This window comes from Vreelandella populi, from assembly GCF_003989825.1.
GTDB lineage: Bacteria > Pseudomonadota > Gammaproteobacteria > Pseudomonadales > Halomonadaceae > Vreelandella > Vreelandella populi.
This window is the reverse complement of record NZ_RZHE01000012.1, coordinates 266907-288342: the sequence shown is the minus strand read 5'-3', so window position 1 is coordinate 288342 and position 21436 is coordinate 266907. Positions and strand designations below refer to the sequence as shown.

The window sequence follows — 21436 nt, the reverse complement described above, 5'->3', positions numbered from 1 at the left end:
CATAGTTCAGTGGTATTCACGACCCAATATGTCGCACAACACGCTTAAGCTAAAAGATCTCATTAGGATTAGTTTTTTTCGATAAACTAGCTGCCTTCTCATCCTTCTTGACTAGGAAGTCTGTATGACTGCTCGTGCCATCAGTAGTGCTACTCATGAACAGCCTCAAGGGCTTATCGTGCTTCAGGGCAATCGTATAGAAGATCTCCGCGATGTCACACTGGCGTGGTTGGCTCATCGGCCGTTACACCCACTGGAAAAAACTACCTTTTTAGTGCAGAGCAACGGGATTGCCCAGTGGTTGAAGATATCGATGGCAGAAACACAAGGCGACGCCGGACGCGGTATCAGTTTGGGAGCAGATGTGATGCTACCAGCGCGATTTCAGTGGCAGGCTTACCGTCAGGTGATCGAAGCAGTCGAAGGTGAAGGGAGCGTGCCCTCCAATTCGCCTTTTGATAAGAGCCAGCTACGCTGGCAGCTACTTAGCCTATTGCCTAAGGTGCTTGATGAACCTCGCTTTGCCCCATTGGCACGCTACTTAGAAGACGACTCAGATACACAAAAGTGCTACCAACTTGCTGAACGCATCGCAGACTTATTCGATCAGTACCAGGTCTATCGCGCTGACTGGTTAAGCATATGGGAATTAGGCAAAGATACGCTGACCCGCTCCTCTTTTAATGCCGACGGCTTGGATCAGCCACTGCAAGAAGAACATCTATGGCAGCCAATACTTTGGCGCATGTTGGGCGACGAGATTGCAAAGCGTCTAGGGGAAGCGGCACGCCAAAGCCACCGCGGCGCGGTGCATCAGCGCTTTAAAGCGGCTTCCGCCCAGCTGACCGAACGGCCAAGTGGGCTCGCTCCCCGCTTGGTAGTGTTTGGCATTTCCTCATTACCGCAGCAAATGCTTGAGGTGCTCGCCGCACTCGCGCCGACTACCGAGGTAATATTGTGCTTACTCAATCCCTGCAAGCACTACTGGGGCGATATCATTGAAACCCGGGAGGTACTACGACGCCATTATCGCCAGAGGCGCAAACAAGGAATGCCTGCCGACCTTCAAGCATCGCCCGAAGCACTCCATTTGCACGCACACCCGCTTCTTGCGGCTTGGGGTAAGCAAGGACGAGACTACCTTCACCTGCTAGGAGAGCATGACGATACCGAGCGCCACCTCGAAGCCTTTGCCGCTCTTCAGCAACCGGTGGATTGCTTTGTAGCGCCGGATACGTGTTACCTACTTGGTCAACTGCAGGATGATATTCTTGACTTGCGTCCACTGGCTGAAAGCCGCACGCGCTGGCCAGTTCTGGCGCTAGATGATTTTTCAATCGCCTTTCACGTCTGTCATGGGCCGCAGCGCGAGCTAGAAGTGTTGCACGATCAACTGCTAGCGGCGTTTGCAAAAGATGCCTCCCTGCAGCCGCGCGACATTATTGTGATGGTGCCTGACATCAACGATTACGCACCCTGCATTGAGGCTGTCTTCGGACAGTTTGCCCCCTTTGAAACGCGTCACCTACCCTATCACCTTGCGGATCAGCAGCGTCGCTATCGTGAGCCGCTTTTGGTAGCACTGGAAACGCTACTCTCGCTGCCACAACTTCGCTTCCGTGCCAGTGAAGTATTAGAACTATTGGACATCCCGCCGCTACGCCATGCATTCGGCCTAGAAGAAGGTGATATGGGCACTCTGCAGCGCTGGATCTACGATGCCAATATTCGCTGGGGGCTCCACGCAAAGCAGCGCACATCATTAGGACTACCGGAACACGATGAACTGCATACTTGGCGTTTCGGTTTAGAACGGATGCTAATGGGCTACGCCGTAGGTGAACCTGACTTACAGGGTAACGACTGGGAGGGCATCGTACCCTTTGATGAAGTCGCCGGGCTGGATGCACGCCTCGTCGGCTCTCTCTACCGCCTGGTGCGCACGTTGGACACCTACCGTGAAGACCTGGATGTTACGCAGGGCGCCCAGGCATGGGCATCCACCTTGAGCCAGCTTCTAACCGACACGCTCGTCCCCACAAACCCGCGGGAAGAGCAACTTTTAGGACAGGTGCAAACAGCACTGGAACACTGGCAGCAAGAAATCCAAGAGGCCGATGTAACGCTGACGCTTAATCTCGCTATCGTGCGTGAAAGCTGGCTTGCTCGAATCGATGAGCCGCAACTGGCACAGAACTTTATGGTTGGGCGAATCACCTTCGCCACGTTAATGCCGATGCGCGCAATCCCTTTTCGTCACGTGTATATGCTGGGTATGCAAGATGGCGCCTACCCACGTAAAAGTGAAGCACCCGATTTTGATCTGATGGCCATTCGCGGGCATTACCGCCCAGGTGATCGTTCGCGGCGCGATGATGACCGCTACCTCTTTCTTGAAGCGTTACTTTCCGCCCGAGAAAGGCTAGTGATCAGCTGGTGCGGTTTCAGTTCCCAAGATAACAGTGAGAAGCCACCAAGCGTGCTGGTTGGCCAATTACGCGATCATCTTGCTGCGGGCTGGCAACTGCCCGCCCAGCCCGATCCCGCAACGCTGACTTTTAGCGAGCGCGAAAAACACAAGCAGGCATTACTGGCCAAACTGACCTCAGAGCATCCGTTACAGCCTTTCGGACACACCTACTTTGACGCCGCATCACCGCTTTTTACTTATGCGCGCGAATGGCAGGCAATCCATCACAGTATCGACAAAAACACTGCACAAGAGAGCTCGCCATTACCACTATGGCAGCCGGAAGGCAGCATCACACTAAGTGCCTTAACCGGGCTTTTGCGTGATCCTGTCAGTGCTCTGTTTCAGCTACGACTTTCTACTACCATGCGAGACGAACGCGCCGATAGCGAAGATGACGAACCCTTCGCCTTTGCAGGGCTAGCCAAATGGCAGCAGCGAGAGGCAATGCTGCAACCGCTCGGCCAACACGTCGCCAGCGACCGCGAAGTGGATATAGACGCGCTATTTAGCCAAGTTGAAGAACAGCGCCAGCGCGCCGGTAACTATTCCCCCGCCCCGGTCGGGCCGATCATGCGCCGCGAGTTATTAGAACGCCTACTTGATACACTCAACGCGTATCGTGAACAGCTCGTACGCTTTCCTAGCCTCATGCAACCGGCCCCGGCCATTACATACGCCTGCCAAGTCTCGCTTCCGAACCACACTGTCCCTATCCAAATCAGACTTGAAGATACTCTCGATAATGTCTACTGCAATGAAACAGAGGCGGCGCGAGTGGTGTTACTCACCAGCCAAGTGCATCAAGGAGATCACTGGCATTGGGCACAGATCACCCGTCACTGGCCCGCACATTTGGCGTTGCAGATAACGCACCCCAACTCCCCAACGCTTTTGGTATCCCCCAGCGGCACGCTAGAGATACCAGGGTTACCCACCGATAATGCAATAGCCTGGCTAGATACGCTTATCAAGCAGTGGCTGGGTGCTATGCAATCACCGCTGCCTACCCACCCGTTGCTGGCATTTGCGGTATTCGATCATCTGGCTTCAGGCACCGATTGGCCTGACATCGATACGCTGCGCGAGGACGCCGATCTTATGGAAGCGTGGAAAGAAGCGTTCAAGGCACTCCCAGAGCGCAGCCCGCTCACCCTTCGTGAGTTACCCACGTTAGAGACATTTTTTGGATGCGCTGACTTTTTGCCTGCCTGCCAAGCACTTTACGGTGACCTACATCGCTCTATTACCACTGCCGCAGCAGCTAAAAATACGGCCAACGCTGAGGAGAACACCTGATGCCGCCAACATTTACGCCATCATTATCCGCGGCCTCTCAGTCGTCTTCACGTCCTCTTGCGCTTGCGCTACCGCTGCGTGGGAGCCAGTTAATCGAGGCCAGCGCAGGAACCGGCAAAACCTTCACCATTGCGCTTTTGTATGTGCGCCTAGTGCTAGGCCACGGCCAACCCGATGATGACAGCCACCCACAGGATAACGGTTTTCACATGCCGTTGGTGCCGCCGGATATACTGGTGGTGACGTTTACCGAAGCCGCCAGCCAAGAACTTAAAGACCGAATTCGCGCGCGGCTGGTACAGGCGGCCGAAGCATTTCGCTCACATAACGACAGCGAAGATTTAATTGAAAGCGATCCGCTACTCGCCGAATTGCGAGACGATTACCCACGAGAGTCCTGGCCTCACTGCGCCCGCCGCTTAGAGGTCGCCGCGGAGTGGATGGATGATGCCGCCATCTCGACCATCCATAGCTGGGCGCAACGTATGCTCAAAGAGCATGCGTTTGATAGCGGCAGGCTGTTCCAGCAAGAAGTCGTCAAAGACCTTGGAGAGATGACTCAAGAGGCGGTATTCGACTACTGGCGTACCCGCGTTTACCCTCTCAGACAACCGTTGGCGACCGCGATGATGGCCCTGTTTGCCTCGCCCTTTCAGTTACACAGTGCGCTGCGCCCGCTGCTGCAACGACGCGATGCCACGCTGTGCTTAGGCGGAAAGCCTTTGCAAGCGGAAGATATACAGGCCCTACTGAACGCGATTATTGAGCGGCGTGAAGAACGGCAAAGGACCGAGGAAAAAGCGCGTGGTGCCTACTTAAAAGATGTCGACGACATCTATCAAGCACTCCGCGATCTGCGCGGCCAGCTCAACGGCAACACATTCAGGGATAAAAAAGACGACGCCAAGTTTGAAAGCTGGCTAGAGGAACTAGCGGCCTGGGGCCGTGGTGAGTTAAACCTGGATGACACCGTCTTTGTGCCCAAACTAGCCACTAGCCGTTTCAAACTTACTAAAGGTGCCACCCCGCCGACGTTTGAGCTTCATGAGGCGCTGGACGCATGGTTAAGCATCGACACATCGATTAACGAGCAAGCTCAAACGCTTAAGCCGCACATTTTAGCTGACGCACGCGAGTGGGTCTCCACGCGGCTTGCCGAGCAGCTCGCAAAACGCGCACAGATGGGCTTTGACGATATGATTCAAGGCCTGGCTAAGGCGCTCAGCGGTGATGGTGGCCAGACACTGGCAAATCGGCTGCGGGGGCAATTCCCCGTGGCGATGATCGATGAGTTTCAGGACACCGACCCGGCGCAGTACCGAATTTTTGATGCCATCTATCGGCTCAGTGATAACGATCAAGCATCCGGTCTGATCCTAATCGGAGACCCAAAACAGGCGATCTACGGCTTTCGAGGCGGAGATATCTACACCTATCTCACTGCCCGCCGAGCTACTTTCCCGCGCCACCACACTCTCGCTACAAACTTCCGCTCTAGCGAGGCCGCTGTCGCTTCGGTCAATCAGCTGTTTAGGCATGCTGAAGACACCTTCCCCCGTGGCGCCTTTCGATTTGCCGTGGAAGGGGGAGCAAGCGATAACCCTATGCCGTTTCATGCCGTGGAGACTAACGGCCGAGCGGAAACGCTGATGCTTAGTGGCGTTCCCTCCCCCGCACTAGCAGCTTGGCTAGTGGGCGATGATGACGAGCCCATTAACAAGGAGCGTTATCTTGAGCAGGCCGCGCGTCACTGCGCTAATCAAATTGCGACGTGGCTAAACCAGGCAGCATATGACGAAGCGGGGTTTCAGTATGCGGATAAACTATTCAAGCCGCTAAAGGCTAGCGATATTGCCATTTTGGTGCGTGACCGCAAGGAAGCTGCGGCCATCCGTGACGCGCTAAGCGCACGCGGTCTGGCCAGTGTGTATCTCTCAGATCGCGACAGCGTCTTTGCAACGCCAGAGGCCAGCGACCTCTGGCGTTGGCTGAAAGCCATCGCCGAGCCGGCTGCGGTTTCTACACTGCGCACTGCACTGGCGACACCGACGCTCGGGCTATCGCTTTACCAACTCGACAGCTTACAACGCGATGAAATGGCCTGGGAAGCGATTCAAGAGCGTTTCGCGGGCTATCGCACCCGCTGGCAACAACGTGGTGTTCTTCCTGCGCTGCGCCAGCTGATGCACGACTACCAAGTGCCCGAACGATTGTTGGCAAACGCTAAGGGCGAACGGCGCCTTACTAACCTGCTGCATCTGGCCGAGTGGGCGCAGAATGCTAGCGACACGTTAGATAGCGATCAAGCGTTGGTTCGTCTGCTCGGCGAACAGATCGACGAGCCCGGCGCGGATGAACAGATCCTTCGCTTAGAAAGCGATGCTGAACTGATTCAAGTCGTGACCATTTTCAAATCTAAGGGGCTTGAATACCCTATTGTCGCGCTGCCCTTTATTTGTACGTTTAAGGAGATTAACGGCAAGTGGGGTATACCACTGTTCCATGGCGATGACGACCGACCGCTGCTAGAGCTTTCACAAAAGAAAAATGAGGCAAAAGCTAGCTTTGAAACCGCCAACGACGAGCGCCTTTCAGAGGAGATGCGCCTACTCTACGTGGCGCTTACCCGAGCCCGGCACGCGACATTTATTGGCCTAGCACCGCTTAAAGTAGGTAACAGTAAAACGGCGCAGCTGGATAAATCCGGCATCGGCTACTTGCTCGCCGGTGGTGAAAAAATTGCTAATTTGTCAGCTATAAAAGCTGCCTGGCAGACGCATACTAAAGCATGCCCTAGTATTACGCAGGCAGCAGCGGTCAGCGACGATGCTCTCTATCAATCTCCGGTGGGTACTCGAGCGCTCAAGTCGGCGTTGGCGGCTAATCATCGCGCCTTTACACCGTGGTGGATTGCCAGTTATTCGTCACTGCAACAAAAAGGGGCCAACGCCCCAGAAACTCCCCAAGCCGAAGTAGAGAGTGAAGAGCACCAGCCGGTTCGCCCCACCCCCATAACTGGCACGCCGGAAGTGGGTACACTTCACGCGTTCCCCCGCGGCCCCAACCCCGGCACCTTCCTGCACGGTGTGTTAGAAACGCTCGCCAATGAAGGCTTTGATCGTGCCGATCGGGATTCAATTTTGATTGCCCGTATGAAACAGCGTTGCATCATGCGCGGCTGGGAAATGCACGCGCCTATGCTGGAAGCCGGCATCACGGCTTGGTTACATACCCCACTAGCAACCGAAGGTGAGGAAGGCCCTGTGTTGGCATCACTCACTCATTACCGCGCTGAACCTGATTTTTGGTTTGCCACGGTCAATGCCAAGACCCCGGTACTCGATAAGCTAGTGAAGGAGACGCTATTCCCAGGAGAGCCACGCCCAGCGCTGGGCTTTCAACAGCTCAACGGCTTAATGAAAGGCTTTATCGACCTGCTAGCAGAGCACAACGGCCAGTATTACGTGATTGATTGGAAGTCGAACTGGCTAGGGCCTTCTGATGTGGCTTACACCCAAGAGGCGCTTATGCGAGCAGCACTGGATAAGCGCTACGACATGCAGCTGTGTATCTACTTGCTGGCACTGCATCGTCATCTGCGCCAAACCTTGCCGGACTATGACTATAGCCATCATATTGGCGGTGCCATGTTGGTCTTTCTGCGGGGCATACAAGCGCCCAGCCGAGGTGTACTGCGTGTTAAGCCACCCCTGGCGTTTATCGAGCGATTGGACGACCTGATGGCCGGAGAAAATCACAAGGAGGTGGTGGCATGAATACTTTGCATCTGTCTGAGAATGACATCTTACTGACCACACTTTTCAACTGGGCGCGCGCGGGGTGGATTCGTGATCTCGATGCAGCGTTCGCTGACCAGCTAGCACGGCTTGCACCTGAGGCCGATGGCCCCTGCTTGCTAGCGGCGGCGATGGTCAGCCATTTAGCCGGGCAAGGGCATCTCTTGCTCGATCTTAAAACATTAACCACACAGCCTCGCTCGCTGATCGCTGTACAAGCTCAGGAGAGCATGCCCGAGCTGCCCACACCCGACACCCTCATTGCCCGTTATGCAGACACCGGCTGGGTAGTGGCATTACGTGCTTGGTCGGCGGTGGGCACCGGCACTAACGGCAATGAGCCTCTTGTACTGGTCGGCTCCACGCTCTATCTGCGCCGCTATTGGCAGCACGAGCAGCGCATCACCGCGGCAGTGAACGCGCGCCTTGGACACGTGACCGATTGGCCCAGCGATCAGGCCGCCAGCCTGCTGAACCGTCTGTTTCCGCCTGATGCACCTCATGCGGACGATGTACGTTGGCAAAAAATGGCGTGTGCGATTGGCGCACGCGCCCCCTTTGCGGTGATTACCGGTGGACCAGGCACAGGAAAAACAACTACGGTTATTCGCCTGCTGGCGCTTCTGCAAGGGCTAACGCGTCTCGCTAACCAGCCCGCGCTGACGATTGCGCTGGCGGCACCGACAGGTAAAGCTGCCGCTCGGCTCAACGAATCGATTGCCCAACAGGTGGCTGCGCTAAACGATATTGAGCTCCCTGACGGTACGCAGCAGTCTGTGCCCACTGAGGTGAAAACACTGCACCGCTTACTAGGTGCCCGCCCAGATACGCGCCACTATGCCTATCATGCTCACCGCCCGCTGCCTTACGACATGGTGGTGGTGGACGAAGCCTCTATGGTGGATATCGAGATGATGGCAGCGCTATTGGATGCGCTGCCCTCCCACGCTCGACTGGTGTTAATTGGCGATAAAGATCAGCTGGCCTCGGTAGAAGCCGGGGCCGTATTAGGCAGTTTGTGCCAACGCGCTGATGATGGGCATTACAGCGACCCTACCGCTCAATGGATCATCGCCACCACGGGTTACACGCTCGACACTTCCCTAACGAACCCTTCTGGCCAGGCACTGGATCAGGCGGCCGCCAAGCTGCGCCACAGCTTTCGCTTTGATAGCCAAAGTGGCATCGGACACCTCGCCGATGCTATCAACGCAGGCAATGCCAAGCAGGCGCATGCCGTATTGGCAGACGCCCTCTATCAAGACCTTGCCCACCTATCGCTGTCAGCAACGGCGCCTTACCACAAGCTAACGACATTAGCGGTCGCAGGAAGAAAAAATAACCCTCACGCACGCGGTCTTAGCCACTACTTGCACTGCATTCAACAAACAGACACCCGCCCTGGTCTCGACGACGACAAAACCACGTGGGACAACTGGGCGGCCACTATTCTCAAAGCCCACAGCACGTTCCAGCTATTAACACCGCTGCGCAAAGGGCCGTGGGGAGTGGAAACGCTCAATGAGCGTATTGAGCAGACACTGATACGTGAAGGATGGATCGATGCCTCAGCGGCTGAAAGCCACTGGTATCAAGGCCGCCCCGTGTTAGTCACCGGTAACGACTACGGCTTAAAGCTAATGAATGGGGATATCGGCATTACCCTGAACGCACCGCGTCACTTTAAGACCAGTACTAAAACAGAATCCAAAGAAGAGAACGGGTTAACGCTGCGTGTGGCGTTCCCAGACGACCAAGGCGGTATTCGCTGGGTGCTACCTAGCCGTTTGCAGCGCATTGAAACGGTTTACGCCATGACCGTTCACAAGTCGCAGGGCTCGGAGTTTAGCCATACCGCGCTGGTGATGCCTGACGCACTCTCGCCAATACTCACCCGCGAATTAATCTATACCGCCGTGACGCGGGCTAAGCACACCTTCACGCTACTCGACACCCACAGTGATGTGCTGACACGCGTTATTGAACGATGCATTGAGCGCTACAGCCGCTTATTTGCCGTCTCTCACCATTAACTCCCACAACGAATAATTCCCACAACACTTTGAGTGAGCACTAGATAACACAGGAAACTTGCTAACAAAGGGCACCAGATCCTCCTGCGACATGGAACGTCGCACCTAAGGGTTAAGCTACTTACGTAAGCAGCTAAGGAGACGGCCATGCAGTGGGATACGATCTTAAACCTTCATACCAAATCGGATGATGACGAGACGCACAACCCAGAAGAGCGCCTTCTGGCGCAGCTTATTGCTGTTCGCGTGATCCTGTTCCAGGGTAAAGATTGTTCGTTAGATGACGACGATTGGGAAAGCCTGTTTGGCTGGCTCGGCCTCAAAGTACCAACCGCTGCACAGGGTAGCCAGCGCTACCAAGATTACAGCGCCTCTCTAAAGCGCTGGTGGAAACGCACTAGCGCCAACATCAACCCAACCACTCACCTGAACAACCCACTAGTGATCCTGTGTGAACAGGTCGCGAGCTTGCTCCAGCTCTCTGAGCTTGAAACGCATTTGCTCACGCTGAGCTGGCTACGGCTGCGCTTCCCACAAATGAACCCTACGCTCACCTGCATAGAAGACACCCGTGCTAAGAAACTATTAGCCCAGCTGACCGGCCACGGCAGCGATGATGTGCACCTTTGCTTACAAGAGCAAAGCCGCCTAAAAATGTTCGGACTGCTTCATACGACCCACAACCACCGTGTATTAGATTTGGACGACACCTTATCGCCAGGCCCCATGCTGCGTAGCTTAGCACCGCTGGTGAACCACGATGTTATAACCCTCGCTTCCAGCACTTTACGCAGCTTAATCGCTGAGCGTTTGATGAGCCTTTGCCCTATCCAGCCTGCTGGCGCGTATTCATTCGCCAGTTTTGGTTCTGTACCCCTGCGCCAGCTGGCATTGGACTACCTGCGTAACGCGATCGACACCCAACAAACCGGTGCTAACGTACTGATTTACGGCGCACCTGGCGTGGGTAAAACAGAGTTTGTGAAATCGCTCGCTACACTGCTCAAGGTACCGCTATACGGCGTGCCAGTGACAGAAAAAGATAACGATGTGCTAACCCCAAGCAAACGCCTGGGGCGCTACCAAGTCGTGCAAGCGCTGATTGGGAAGCGCCCTGGGCTTGTGATGTTCGATGAGATTGAGGACGTCATCAACGACGAAGAAGTATTACCCAAAGGCTGGATGAATCAGCTGCTAGAGAACAACCCTACGCCTGGCCTGTGGGTGAGTAACAGCGTGCACTGGCTCGACCCCGCCTACCAGCGCCGCTTCGACCTAATTATCGAAGTGAAGGCCAATCGTAATGAACAGACGAACGCTCATTACCGGCAGTTAATTGAAACACTGCCCGTCACTCCCATAGGGCGGCAGCGCCTGGCAGAACAGCCGTGGATGACCCCTGCTGCAGCTAAACAACTGTGTCGGTTGGGGGCGCTGTTTAACCCGCGCACTCCACAGCGTAACGAGCAGCATATTGAGACAATGATGGCACAACGCCTACAGGCGTTGGGTAAAGCGACCGCACCCATTACGACCAGCTCTACCACTTCCATAGGCCCCAGCATGCCCGCTTACCGCATGGAGTGGCTCAATACCCGCCCGGGGCTTGAGAATATCGTTAACCGACTAACGCGCCGCCAGCGTGGCCGTTTATGCCTGCATGGCCTGCCGGGCAGCGGTAAAACCGCCTTAGCAAAACACGTAGCTGAGCGCTTGGGCCGCGAACTCATTACCGCGCACGCCTGCAGTTTATTAGATAAATACGTCGGCGGTACGGAAGAAAAGCTCGCCGAGTTGTTTACCAAAGCGCGGCAAACAGGCGCCGTGCTGCTATTGGACGAAGTAGACACCCTACTGATGCAACGCGATAACAGCATGAAAAGTTGGGAGATTTCCCATACTAACGAGCTGCTGGTACAAATTGATAACTTCGACGGCATCTTATTGGCCACCACCAACCGTGTGGATAGCCTAGACCGTGCTGTGATGCGCCGCCTTGATCTCAAAGTCGAGTTTTTACCACTAGCTCCTGAACCACTGCGTGAACTGTTAAAAGCGGTATTGCCTGAACGCGACCACACACGTTTAACAAACATTCCTGCCAACCACCTAGCCCAACGCCGCCTTACCCCTGGCAACGTGCGCACCGCGCTAGACCAACTGGATTTACGCGGGCTGCCTATTCGCTTGAACACGATGCTAGATGCGCTGACATTGGAACAGCGCGAACAACACGGCCAGCGCCAGCCAATGGGATTTGTGTAGCGCAGACAGCTAACCATTTGTTGTGTGAAACATTAACTATAGGTGACAACTCATGGATTCTCTACAATGCGATATACAGCGCTGTGCTCGAGTTGCCGTATATGGCTCGCTCAAGCAAAGGCATCGAAACCATTATTAGTTTGATGGCGCGACACACTAATTAGCAAAGACTATCTCACTGCCATCACTCTTTACGATCGCAGCCCCTCCCCTGGTGCTAAAGAAGAGAAGTCAACTGGCATAGTGGTTTAAATCTACGCTATCAACGCAGAACAGTTAGCGTTGATAGACCAGCTAGAAGGCTACATCGCGCATGCACCCAAAGCAGGCTTATACAACCGGGCTATTTTCACCACCCAGCAAGGCGACGCATGGTGTTATCTGTATAATGCAGTAGGGGACAAACAAACACAGATAAAGGATGCTTACTCTCTTCAAAAAGCTGCCCACGCTCAACGACATTATTCACAATATGCTACTGCCCTCGCAGTGGAAAGACACTCTTCCGGTCTAAGAAATAAATGCCTAGGTGTAGTAATGGTACGCTTAAGTAAGGCAATTAGAAGACATCTCTTCCTCGGTGGATATTGTAGGAGTATCAAGCAAATCAGAGATGAACTTATTAATCTCAGGGGCAAACCGAAGTGCCTCTACTTCTGAACCGGTAGAACTAAGGATGTCCAATAGGTCCCGAAGGGGGAGAGGTAGCAAAACGAACCTGCAACCACCGTCTGCTACTAATTTATCTGGCCAAATAACCGTCCGTTTAGAGCTATCTGGTTGAAATTCCCTGCCATACAAGCTGGGAGCTACAATTGCAGCTTTAGGAGCTTTGTCGAGCTTATGGTTAACCATCAGCCTCTGCTGATAAAAGAAAATCTGATATATATCTGAATTTGAAACCCGATTACCTCTAGGGACAATAGAATTCGGCGGAGTTGCAAAGTATCGTGGTTTAAACTTGCAGTCTAGCACTGCTATGGGAATGCCTTGTTTACCAATGACAATATCAGGTATTGTTCGCCGGTATGATCTGCCCTCTTCGTCTATGATTGCTTTACTATTTGCTTCTTGGGCTTTAACTGAAAGCCAGGAATGCTCTAAAGCGCCCTTAATTAGCCGAAACACGAATTTCTCGAATACGCTAGGTAAATAAATCTCAAAATTTGGTAGCTTAGCACTCCGGCCATAAAAAAAATCCGGCTGAGAGCCTTCAATCAAATACTTTAGAAGAATTAAGCTAGACCGGTAATGCTCATGATTTCTTGGAAGTGTTATTAAAGCATTTTCAATACTGAATAGATGGAAGCTTCTTTCTTGACATATGGATCTGAATAAAAATATAAGCTCACTACAGCTAGAACGAAAGCTTGATTTTGATAAAATCACAAAAGCAATCTTAAGTCCAAATAGCACAATTTGATTGATCTCGTTGTCGCTGGAAAGCCTGTTTATTTCACACGTAATTCCAGTTGATGGGTGGTTGCCAAACCCGCTTTTAAATACTGGTCTACCATGAAGAATGAGTTTTCGTTCTGAGATTTTTTCATAAGCTTTGCTGATATTGTGACCGATACTATTTTTCACATTAGAAAGGTATGAGAGGGCCAGATAAAATGCTAGGTCTGAATTCCGGTCTTCAAAAAAATCTCCAACGTCTCCAACGCCTTTCATTTTAGATAGATCAAATCCGTCAGAGTACAAAAGAAACAATAAAAAATCTCTATTATTAAACGGGGGAGGCACAACAATTGTTAGATCTTTAACAGTGATGCGACCCACCCAATGACTCCTATTCGCTTTTATAGAAATAGTATGCTGGTCAATCGGAGTGACCAAAATCAAGTTTTGGTCTTTAAAGTCCGGTAAATAAGAGGAGCAAATAAACTTCGCCTCTCCATCAAGCAAAATGACAGTCATGGAATTTCTCGCCATCTCAGAGTTCAGTTTTCTATCAAAGATTTTAATGCTTCAATTAATCCCTCATTATCTAAATTTCTGAAATTTCCAAATTCATCGACAAATTCTCCCAGGATTTCTCTTATTGCTTCTCTGTTCATATAGCAATACTCAGAAACTAAAGGATAAACATCGTAGTGCAAACGTTCTATGAGTTGCTGTTTTACATCATCAGAGTCGCTTTTAAGGCCGAGCAAGGCATGCCCGAGAGCGCGGTCGGGCTCGATCCCCGTGTCCAACAGCCGTCTATTGAGTGAAGCAAGTATTTCGCCAACCCTGATCCCTTCGATTTCTGAAGCCCACGAATTGGTCTCATCATAGACTGCTGGATCAGGAAAGAAGCCCATAAAAGCAAAACGTCGTCGGATAGCAGTGTCCATAAGGCTGACACTTTTGTCAGCGGTATTCATTGTACCTAGAATGTAAAGATTGTCTGGAATTGAGTACAACTGACCTTGAATAGAGTTAGAAAATGAAAATTTAACTTCCCTTTTGTCTGCCTCAATGTAGGTGATTAACTCTCCAAATATTCTAGAGGTATCACCCCTATTAATTTCGTCAATTAAAAGAAGGACTTTTCCTTGGCCATTAGGTATGTTTTCTTTCTCTTTCTCTGCTTTTTTACAAGCGGTTAAAAGAATTCCATCTTTAAGTATGAAGCTGCCAGGTTGGTCTTCTTCTGGCCGGAATCCTTGAACGAAGTCTTCGTAGCTAAAAGAAGGGTGGAAAGTTATATTAAAAACGGTTCCTTCCCCATTTATACCCTCCCAATGCTCTCTCACGTTGAGGGCTGTCCTTGTCTTGCCCGTACCGGGGGGGCCGTACAGAATGACGTTGCGACGTCTGTTGAGAACATCTAGTACATTGGCTTCTACAACGCCTAGCTCTGGAATCCGTGCGCTGGGGCTAAACTCCTTTAAAATGTCCTTACACACGTCCCGCGCACTATCGTTTAATTGGATTGCATCGAAGAAATAATCGCACATTCCCTGTCCCAGCGACGCAATTTCAAGTGCTGATATGAAGTCCCTTCTTCCTCTAGACCGTGTGGCCGCATCTGCAACTCGTTGAGTGAAGTTCTGAATAGCAGCATCAAGGTCACTATCGATACCCATGAGACTGTTGAGCAACTGACTCCAGTCAGAGGGATTAGAATCTGAAATACTGAAACGAAGATGGTATAAATGTTTCCATGGATTGTAGTGATTTTCAGTCCTATTTATATAAATCAGTAACGTTAATGCATTGTCGTCAGCAATAAGTTCGTTGACTCGGTAAACACTTCTAATTTCGTGCCAGTAATCGATTATACTACCATATAGCTCATCATTGAGAGAAACAGCAAAAAGTACTAAAGATAACGCTCTTGGAACTTCGTATTGTTCTATATCATTATCAATGCTGTGTCTTCTCCAACAATCGAGAACTAGTTGCCCTAAGCGGCTCAGCTCTGCACCGGAAGAATCACTTCGAGTAATTAAATGTGCGCGCTGAAGGTCTGTCAGGGCCTGATGTTCAGCTCTTTCTTTGTTCACCAACCGAGACAGAGAATGGGCATATTCAATTTCTGTGAGCCATCCTGAAGTTCGGATCAGCCTCCGATTTGAAGTAGTGAAGGGGTCTAGTGGCTGTCCTATTCTTACTATATTTCTAGATGCAACCGTAAAAATCCATGACTGAAAAGCATGCCCTGTTAAAACGTCATGCCACTGCATTATTTGCTCCTAGTTTCCGTTTTGCAATAAACAAATACTCTTCTACTGACTGTGCTTTGTACCCACCATAACTTTGGTAGTTCACCCTTTTCACTGGGCGTACCTCCAAGCTTGAATCTTCGAAATAATCACTTGAAAACATTTTGACAAGCTCTTCATATCCCTGCCCGTTACAATCCTTTTTGAAATCATTCCAATGATTCGTCCCATTGAAATATGAGAGAACGACATAATCTGAGCTTGCGCTAGTTACGAGCTGCTTCAAGGAGTCAATAAACTGGTTTTTCTTGCAAAAAGTTGACGAGAAATCATCGTTCATGTTTTGTCCACGCACAAAAGAAATTTGTGAAAAATATGAATCCAAGTCTTCTAGATCAGAGTACCGACATAAAAGGTTATACATGAAATAATAAGAGGTGTATTGCCTAAAATTATAAGGTGGATCTAAATACAAAACCCCCATGTGTGGCAATTTTTCTGCATACTCCAACGAATCCTCGCATCGTCCAACCATATGAGTGCCACCCGATAGAACTATATCAAAGGATGGTGCTTCCAGACGCAGTCGACTCAAAGAGCGCGGATCGTATTTTGTTCTCGGGAAGTCATGAAATGTTCCTTGAGTGTTGCTCACGCGTTCTACGCCTCGCATGAGAACACAGCACAATACAGAGTAGAGCATTTGGGAAATCAATGCTTCCCGCTTCCACATTCTAATGTGATTTAGAATATTGTCTATTTTTTGAGCATTTTGAGGACTAAAGAAACGTCTTCGGCCGCTCGTTCCTCTTGAGCTTAGGAATTCAGAAGTGGATCCCTCCTCACAATAACAGTCAAAAATAAATGAGCGACTGAACTCGGAAGGTAAAGAATTCTGCTCGCAAAATTCAGAGAGAAACATTAAAAGAGTGAGTAAATCTAGATATCTTTCACGATGTTCATCGCTTTCTAGGAAGAGAAACCCTGAGGAGCCGCCCAGCGTTTGAATTTCGGATCGAGCCAAAATCTTCGAAGGCTCTAAAAATTGTTTGGGAACTAGCTCGTCAATATTAGCTGAAGGCACTTCATTATTGACAAGGTATGCATCACCTATGATCGAAGAAAATAGGTTAATATCATTTGCTATAACATTATAGCCAGCTTCTTTAAACGCGAGCGAAACTGACATCGTTCCAGAGAATAAATCCCCAACAATTGAACCTTGAGGGACACAATCACCGACTGCTTCGATAATGTTTGGAATTAATTCTCTTTTATTGCCTAAGTAACGTTTAATCATTTTCTCTCACAAACCAGGAGTACTTCGTCGTCGGAACGGCTGACGACAGCAGAGTTAGACGAATTGAACTGCCGATATGAATGTTCCAAGCGCTCGTCTCTCACGACAGGAAAATATTTTCTGCAAATAGTCTTTAGGGAATCTAAATCGATCATTCGCGAATTTCCCGTTGAGTGCTCTGCTGATTCTGAATAACTGATCACTAAGTCTGAGTCAATTCCTCTAGAAAGAGACGCCAAGTCCTCAAAGGCTTTTGGCGAAGACCGTTTTGATGAAAATCTCGAATTAAATCGAGAGTTATCATATAACCCCTTAGTTATTTTTCCTCTAAACACCTGCAAGTTGGGAACCCTGTATTCACTAATTATCTCTGGGACATGGTAAAACCTAGAGTATTGCTGTGCCGTATAGGGAGGATCAGCGTAGACCAGATCAACGCTACTAAGATCTGAATTATCTTGGCAGAGCTCTTCCATCGATTTTTTTATAGGAACGTGGTTTGGGTTGTTTTTAGCTGCTCGACTCCAAATTCTTTCAAGCATCTCTTTGTATTTTTCAGAAATATCGACAGATCGATCTAAAAGAATTCTTTTCTTGTGAAATGCGAGGTCTTTTTTGTCGGTAATTTGGTGATATTGGGCGAAGTGCTTGCCTGGAGTAAATGAGGCTGATGAGGCCGCGAACAATAGAGCTGTTATGGAGGCGGAATAATCCCAGTCAGAGAGCTCTCCTGTTATGTAGCCTTTTTCTGTTTCAATACGTATTGTGTCGAGCATCTGAGATTGAAATATGCCGAAATATGTCCCGGCATAATGAGTGCTTACGATACCTGGAATAGTCGAAATTTTCTGCCCTTTCAACTTGCTAAGGTTATCAAATAGATATACTTGTTCGGGTGTTTGCCCAAGACGTCTCCATATCTGAGGGATATCTCGAGATACTTTAAAGAGTGACTCAGCATCACTTGAGTTGACGGCATCACGCTCTCGTTTTATCCAGTCGCCATATGCTTTTTGGATCAAATTAAAATCTAGGTGGCTGTCTATGTAAGCAAAGAAGCTCTCTGGGTTGCGAAAGTGGGAGCCGTTAGCGCTTCCCAGAAGTGAGCGCGAAAAGTGATAGGAGTAGCCCATCACATCTGATGCGATTACATTCATTCCGATGTTGGCAAATGCTTGAGCAACTACTGACGTTCCAGTAAAAATATCAAGCACGGTAGATGAGGGATTTAGATTTTTTTGTGCGAATTCGATAATAGGTGATATGGAACGGAGCTTTGAGCCAAGGTATTGGATAGGCCTTATTATTTCTTGCTGCTTGTCTGATTGAACAGATTGGTGTGTCATTTTTTCACGGATTCCTAATGCGCAAGTCTGTTCACCGACGTAGGTTGAGATAAAATCGCGCATGAGTTTTGCGGCGGGCACTCCATTTTCTCGAGATTTCTCGATAAATTTCCTGTGAAGGTCGGGCTCAAGGCGTAACCTCATTTGGGCAGATTTCATGACGACCTTATCTGGATGTATTTGGATACACGTGCCTAGATTTTTGCTTTTACAGCAGTAGTAGTCAAGCCTTGAATTTGCGTTGCCTCGTTTTTTTCACCATTTTAGAATGGCTTAGACTATGTCAAGTAGTCGGTGGCCGATGGGATGAACCATCACTCCTAGGAACCAAACACCTAAATTCTTTGAGTGGGCTTTGCATATTACTTTTTTAATTTTCACTGATTCTTTATCGAGTCATAACAATTACCTTCACCCGCGCCCGAGACGCCCCTACATACTCCACTTTCGGATTCGCCGCCCAAGCGCTGGCACCCACATCAACCAAAATTACTACAGGTGCTTCCAGACCCTTTACCGCGGCCACATTAAACATACGCTCGCTGTAATGCGGGCTGTGCTCCATAAGCGCTTGCAACACTTGGCTGTTGGCCACCTTGAAGGGGGTAAGTAGTAAGATATCCTGCGGTTGGAAGCCATCTTGCTCCAACTCGGCAATGGCTTTTTGTAGCAGCGGCCATTGATCCTGAGGCTTTTTCCATGTGCGAACTGACACTGCATGTTGGCTGCTGGGCAGGTGTTCTCCTGGTTCTGCGGCAGCGCCGTGGCGCTCTTTAGCCAACAGGCAATTTCATAGGCATTGCGGTAGTTACGATGCAGGGTAAATGGGTACGGCACCATTCCTTCGAACACATCTACCGGCAGGTGATAATCCTGTGCATAGAGATTTTGCGCGGGATCTGCTAGCAACGTCACGCTGGCGTCTTCTGTTAGCATTTCATAAAGCGGCAGCCACCATTCAGGAACGTAGTCTTGTGCTTCATCGACGATGAGGGCATCCCATTGTTCGGGGGCTTTCTGCAAGGCTTCAATCAGCAAATCCGGTGCTGCTTCATTGTAAAAACGGGGTAACTCATTCGGCGCCTCTAGCATTGGCCAGCCGATACCCGCCTGCTCTGCCCGCGTTTGGCAAAGCTCGTGAAAGGTGACTATCTCGATAGTACCCAGTTGGGTATCGCACATAGCTTGGCGGTGGGCGTCTGCCAAGGCAATATTGAAGCACAGCACCAGTACTTTTTTCCCTTCTCTTGCCTGTTGCTCGGCACGCATTCGCGCCAACACGCTTTTACCCGTGCCGGCTCCTCCATAAATAGCCATACGAGGAATGTGCTCTAACAGGCGAAGTACCCACTGCTGCTCTTCACTCAGGCGAAACATTGCTGCCTCTACACCCCGGGCTTGCTCAGCCACGCTAGTGGTCAGCGCGCACGCAGGGCGAAGCAAATGGTGTTGTATCAGCCTGGTTTGCTGTTTGGTAAGCGGTAGCGAATTGACAGCACCCCGCGGCCCGCCCAGGCGGTGTTCTGAAAACGTGCGATGAGCTGCTCAGCATTTAGACTCTGCATATCGCCTTTCAGCAAGACGTGGTCGCGGTTTAAGGTTAATTTTGGGAAGGTACCCTGCCATTCACGAGTGTCGGGAAATATCAATACAGGGGCAATGGGTAGCTTGATACCTGACAGCACTCGGTTCAGCGCCTGCACCAAGCTGCTTGTCTGCTTTTTTAGCTGTTCAAGCGGCGTGGTCGTCAGCTTATGGGTGCCTTGGTTGCCCTGTGACCACCACTGCCCTTCCCCATCCAGCCACACGCCGCCACCTTTGACTTCCCAAAGCTGAATACCGTATTGCGGATGAAATAGCAGAAAGTCGATCTCACCTACCCTCGTTCCTTTTTCATTGCGGGTTTGCGTGGCAAGACTGTGCATGACTTCAAGGCCAGGAAACTCCAACGCTCGCAGCTGCCGGTAAACGTTGGCTTCCGCCCGGGAAGGTAGCGCGTTAAGCTCGGTCTCGCTCAGGCGTGGGTAAATCTCAGCCAAGTTACCTCCCAAGTTAATCTATGTTCGCTGCATGGTTAAGCCAGTAGTCTACCTGGGCTAAATGTATTTGGGTATTCTACTTAAAATAGTGTGAATATACATCGCAGACCATTTGACGCGTTAGCAACTGGCATCGGCTTTGGAGGCTCACATGAAGCAAGAAATCATTGGGAATACAGTCAGACGGCGTATACAGGAAGCGGTCCAGAACACATCGGATTTGTCATCTTCTGAAAGTGCGGATGTCGCCTTTCATATGACGGACTGGCTGGGTGACCTAGACAGCCTGCTGCAGCTCTATTCCTCACCAGAGCACTACAGTGATAAGGAGGTTCACCGATTATTAGTCAATTTTCTGGTGCATGTGCCAAATCATGTTGCTGCTGCAGCCGCGTTGTTGGCAGACTTTCCAGTGAGCGATATTTTTCAGGTGGGTGCTGTACGGCACGAATAACCGACATTGGCCTGATAAGCTGCACCTTTTGGCCTTGCCTTTCGGGGGTGGTGCTTACCACCCCTGGGCGACAGACGGCTTATCTATTTTTGGGTGTGTTTGGATGTACTTAAACTCGGCTAGCGCGCCAACAATCTGAACAAAAAAATTGACGCACTTCGTCAATAAAATCTGCCCCCTCTCCCCTAAATTCTAGTAACGCTTCCCACCTCCCTACGGATATTTAAATGCCCCCAGTTACTCTTTTCCCTAGCTCTAACCGATAGGCATATTTCAAAGTCAATATCTAGCTCTTCCAGTAAAGCGACTTTATTTTCCAGATAGCAGCCGCGATAGAGTGAGACTACTACTTTTGGCCAGTTGGTAACGTTACGTATCTCTTGGTATAGCTCACTTCGTACATCATCAGGTATCTCATAAACATGCACCCTCTGCTTGAATATTTCCGGATAGAGGTCCTTCATTTTATCTTTTAAAGGGTTATTGTTTATTGCATGCAGAGCGATCATTGCCAGAAAATCTTCACCGCCATTCTCAATACTAGGTATCCACTCAAAATAGAGCGGGTTCTCAACTGGCTTCGCCAGATAATTAACATTATTGTGTAACACGAGATGAGGCCGGCTATTTTCAGATAACTGAACTGCCCAGTGAGGCAGAATCCCGCCGTCATTTGGATGACTATCACCGATTAAAACATGCGCTGTCATGGTTCCCATATTAAGCTCCCTTCCCTTCTAAAATTAAGTGGCTATGCGCCGCCTTTGTTACCAGGCACTC

12 protein-coding genes are annotated in these 21436 nt (G+C 50.3%); 5 read left to right on the top strand and 7 right to left on the bottom strand.

Annotated elements, in window-relative coordinates; all coding sequences use genetic code 11:
* The first annotated feature begins 124 nt into the window (after positions 1-124).
* From recC to ELY25_RS13530, 4 genes are all read left to right on the top strand, one after another.
* The gene (recC, locus tag ELY25_RS13545) at positions 125-3769 is read left to right on the top strand and encodes an exodeoxyribonuclease V subunit gamma (RefSeq protein ID WP_126951790.1); all 3645 of its coding nucleotides are present in this window, start codon (positions 125-127) and stop codon (positions 3767-3769) included.
* A complete protein-coding gene (gene recB / locus ELY25_RS13540) occupies positions 3769-7545 on the top strand; it encodes an exodeoxyribonuclease V subunit beta (protein WP_126951789.1) in 3777 nt (1258 codons plus the stop codon). The genes recC and recB overlap by 1 nt, the downstream gene beginning before the upstream one ends.
* Positions 7542-9599 (top strand): exodeoxyribonuclease V subunit alpha, encoded by a 2058-nt coding sequence (gene recD, locus ELY25_RS13535; RefSeq protein WP_126951788.1) that lies wholly within the window; start codon positions 7542-7544, stop codon positions 9597-9599. Before recB ends, recD begins: the two co-directional genes overlap by 4 nt.
* A gap of 147 nt (positions 9600-9746) precedes the next feature.
* Complete coding sequence (locus ELY25_RS13530; protein WP_126951787.1) at positions 9747-11864, top strand: AAA family ATPase; 2118 nt, start codon at positions 9747-9749, stop codon at positions 11862-11864.
* Between the two features lie 546 nt (positions 11865-12410).
* Here ELY25_RS13530 and ELY25_RS13520 read toward each other — a convergent pair.
* From ELY25_RS13520 to ELY25_RS13495, 6 genes are all read right to left on the bottom strand, one after another.
* A complete protein-coding gene (locus ELY25_RS13520; protein WP_185859319.1) occupies positions 12411-13784 on the bottom strand; it encodes a 5-methylcytosine restriction system specificity protein McrC in 1374 nt (457 codons plus the stop codon).
* A 23-nt stretch (positions 13785-13807) separates the two neighbouring features.
* Positions 13808-15538 (bottom strand): McrB family protein, encoded by a 1731-nt coding sequence (locus ELY25_RS13515; protein ID WP_126951785.1) that lies wholly within the window; start codon positions 15536-15538, stop codon positions 13808-13810.
* Positions 15525-16817, bottom strand: coding sequence for a DNA adenine methylase (locus ELY25_RS13510; RefSeq protein ID WP_126951784.1), 1293 nt, complete (start codon positions 16815-16817; stop codon positions 15525-15527). Before ELY25_RS13510 ends, ELY25_RS13515 begins: the two co-directional genes overlap by 14 nt.
* Positions 16814-18322 (bottom strand): DNA adenine methylase, encoded by a 1509-nt coding sequence (locus tag ELY25_RS13505; protein ID WP_126951783.1) that lies wholly within the window; start codon positions 18320-18322, stop codon positions 16814-16816. Before ELY25_RS13505 ends, ELY25_RS13510 begins: the two co-directional genes overlap by 4 nt.
* Positions 18323-18676: 354 nt before the next feature.
* Positions 18677-19573 carry an AAA family ATPase gene (locus tag ELY25_RS13500; RefSeq protein ID WP_126951782.1) on the bottom strand — a complete coding sequence of 299 codons (897 nt, stop codon included), beginning with the start codon at positions 19571-19573 and terminating at the stop codon, positions 18677-18679.
* Positions 19574-19617: 44 nt separating this feature from the next.
* Positions 19618-20202 carry a nuclease-related domain-containing protein gene (locus ELY25_RS13495; protein WP_185859317.1) on the bottom strand — a complete coding sequence of 195 codons (585 nt, stop codon included), beginning with the start codon at positions 20200-20202 and terminating at the stop codon, positions 19618-19620.
* Positions 20203-20353: 151 nt separating this feature from the next.
* Here ELY25_RS13495 and ELY25_RS13490 point away from each other — a divergent pair, with 151 nt between their 5' ends.
* Positions 20354-20656, top strand: a complete 303-nt coding sequence (locus tag ELY25_RS13490) for a hypothetical protein (RefSeq protein ID WP_126951780.1) — start codon at positions 20354-20356, stop codon at positions 20654-20656.
* A 185-nt stretch (positions 20657-20841) separates the two neighbouring features.
* Here ELY25_RS13490 and ELY25_RS13485 read toward each other — a convergent pair whose 3' ends face one another.
* Positions 20842-21375, bottom strand: a complete 534-nt coding sequence (locus tag ELY25_RS13485) for a hypothetical protein (RefSeq protein ID WP_126951779.1) — start codon at positions 21373-21375, stop codon at positions 20842-20844.
* Positions 21376-21436: the final 61 nt, after the last annotated feature.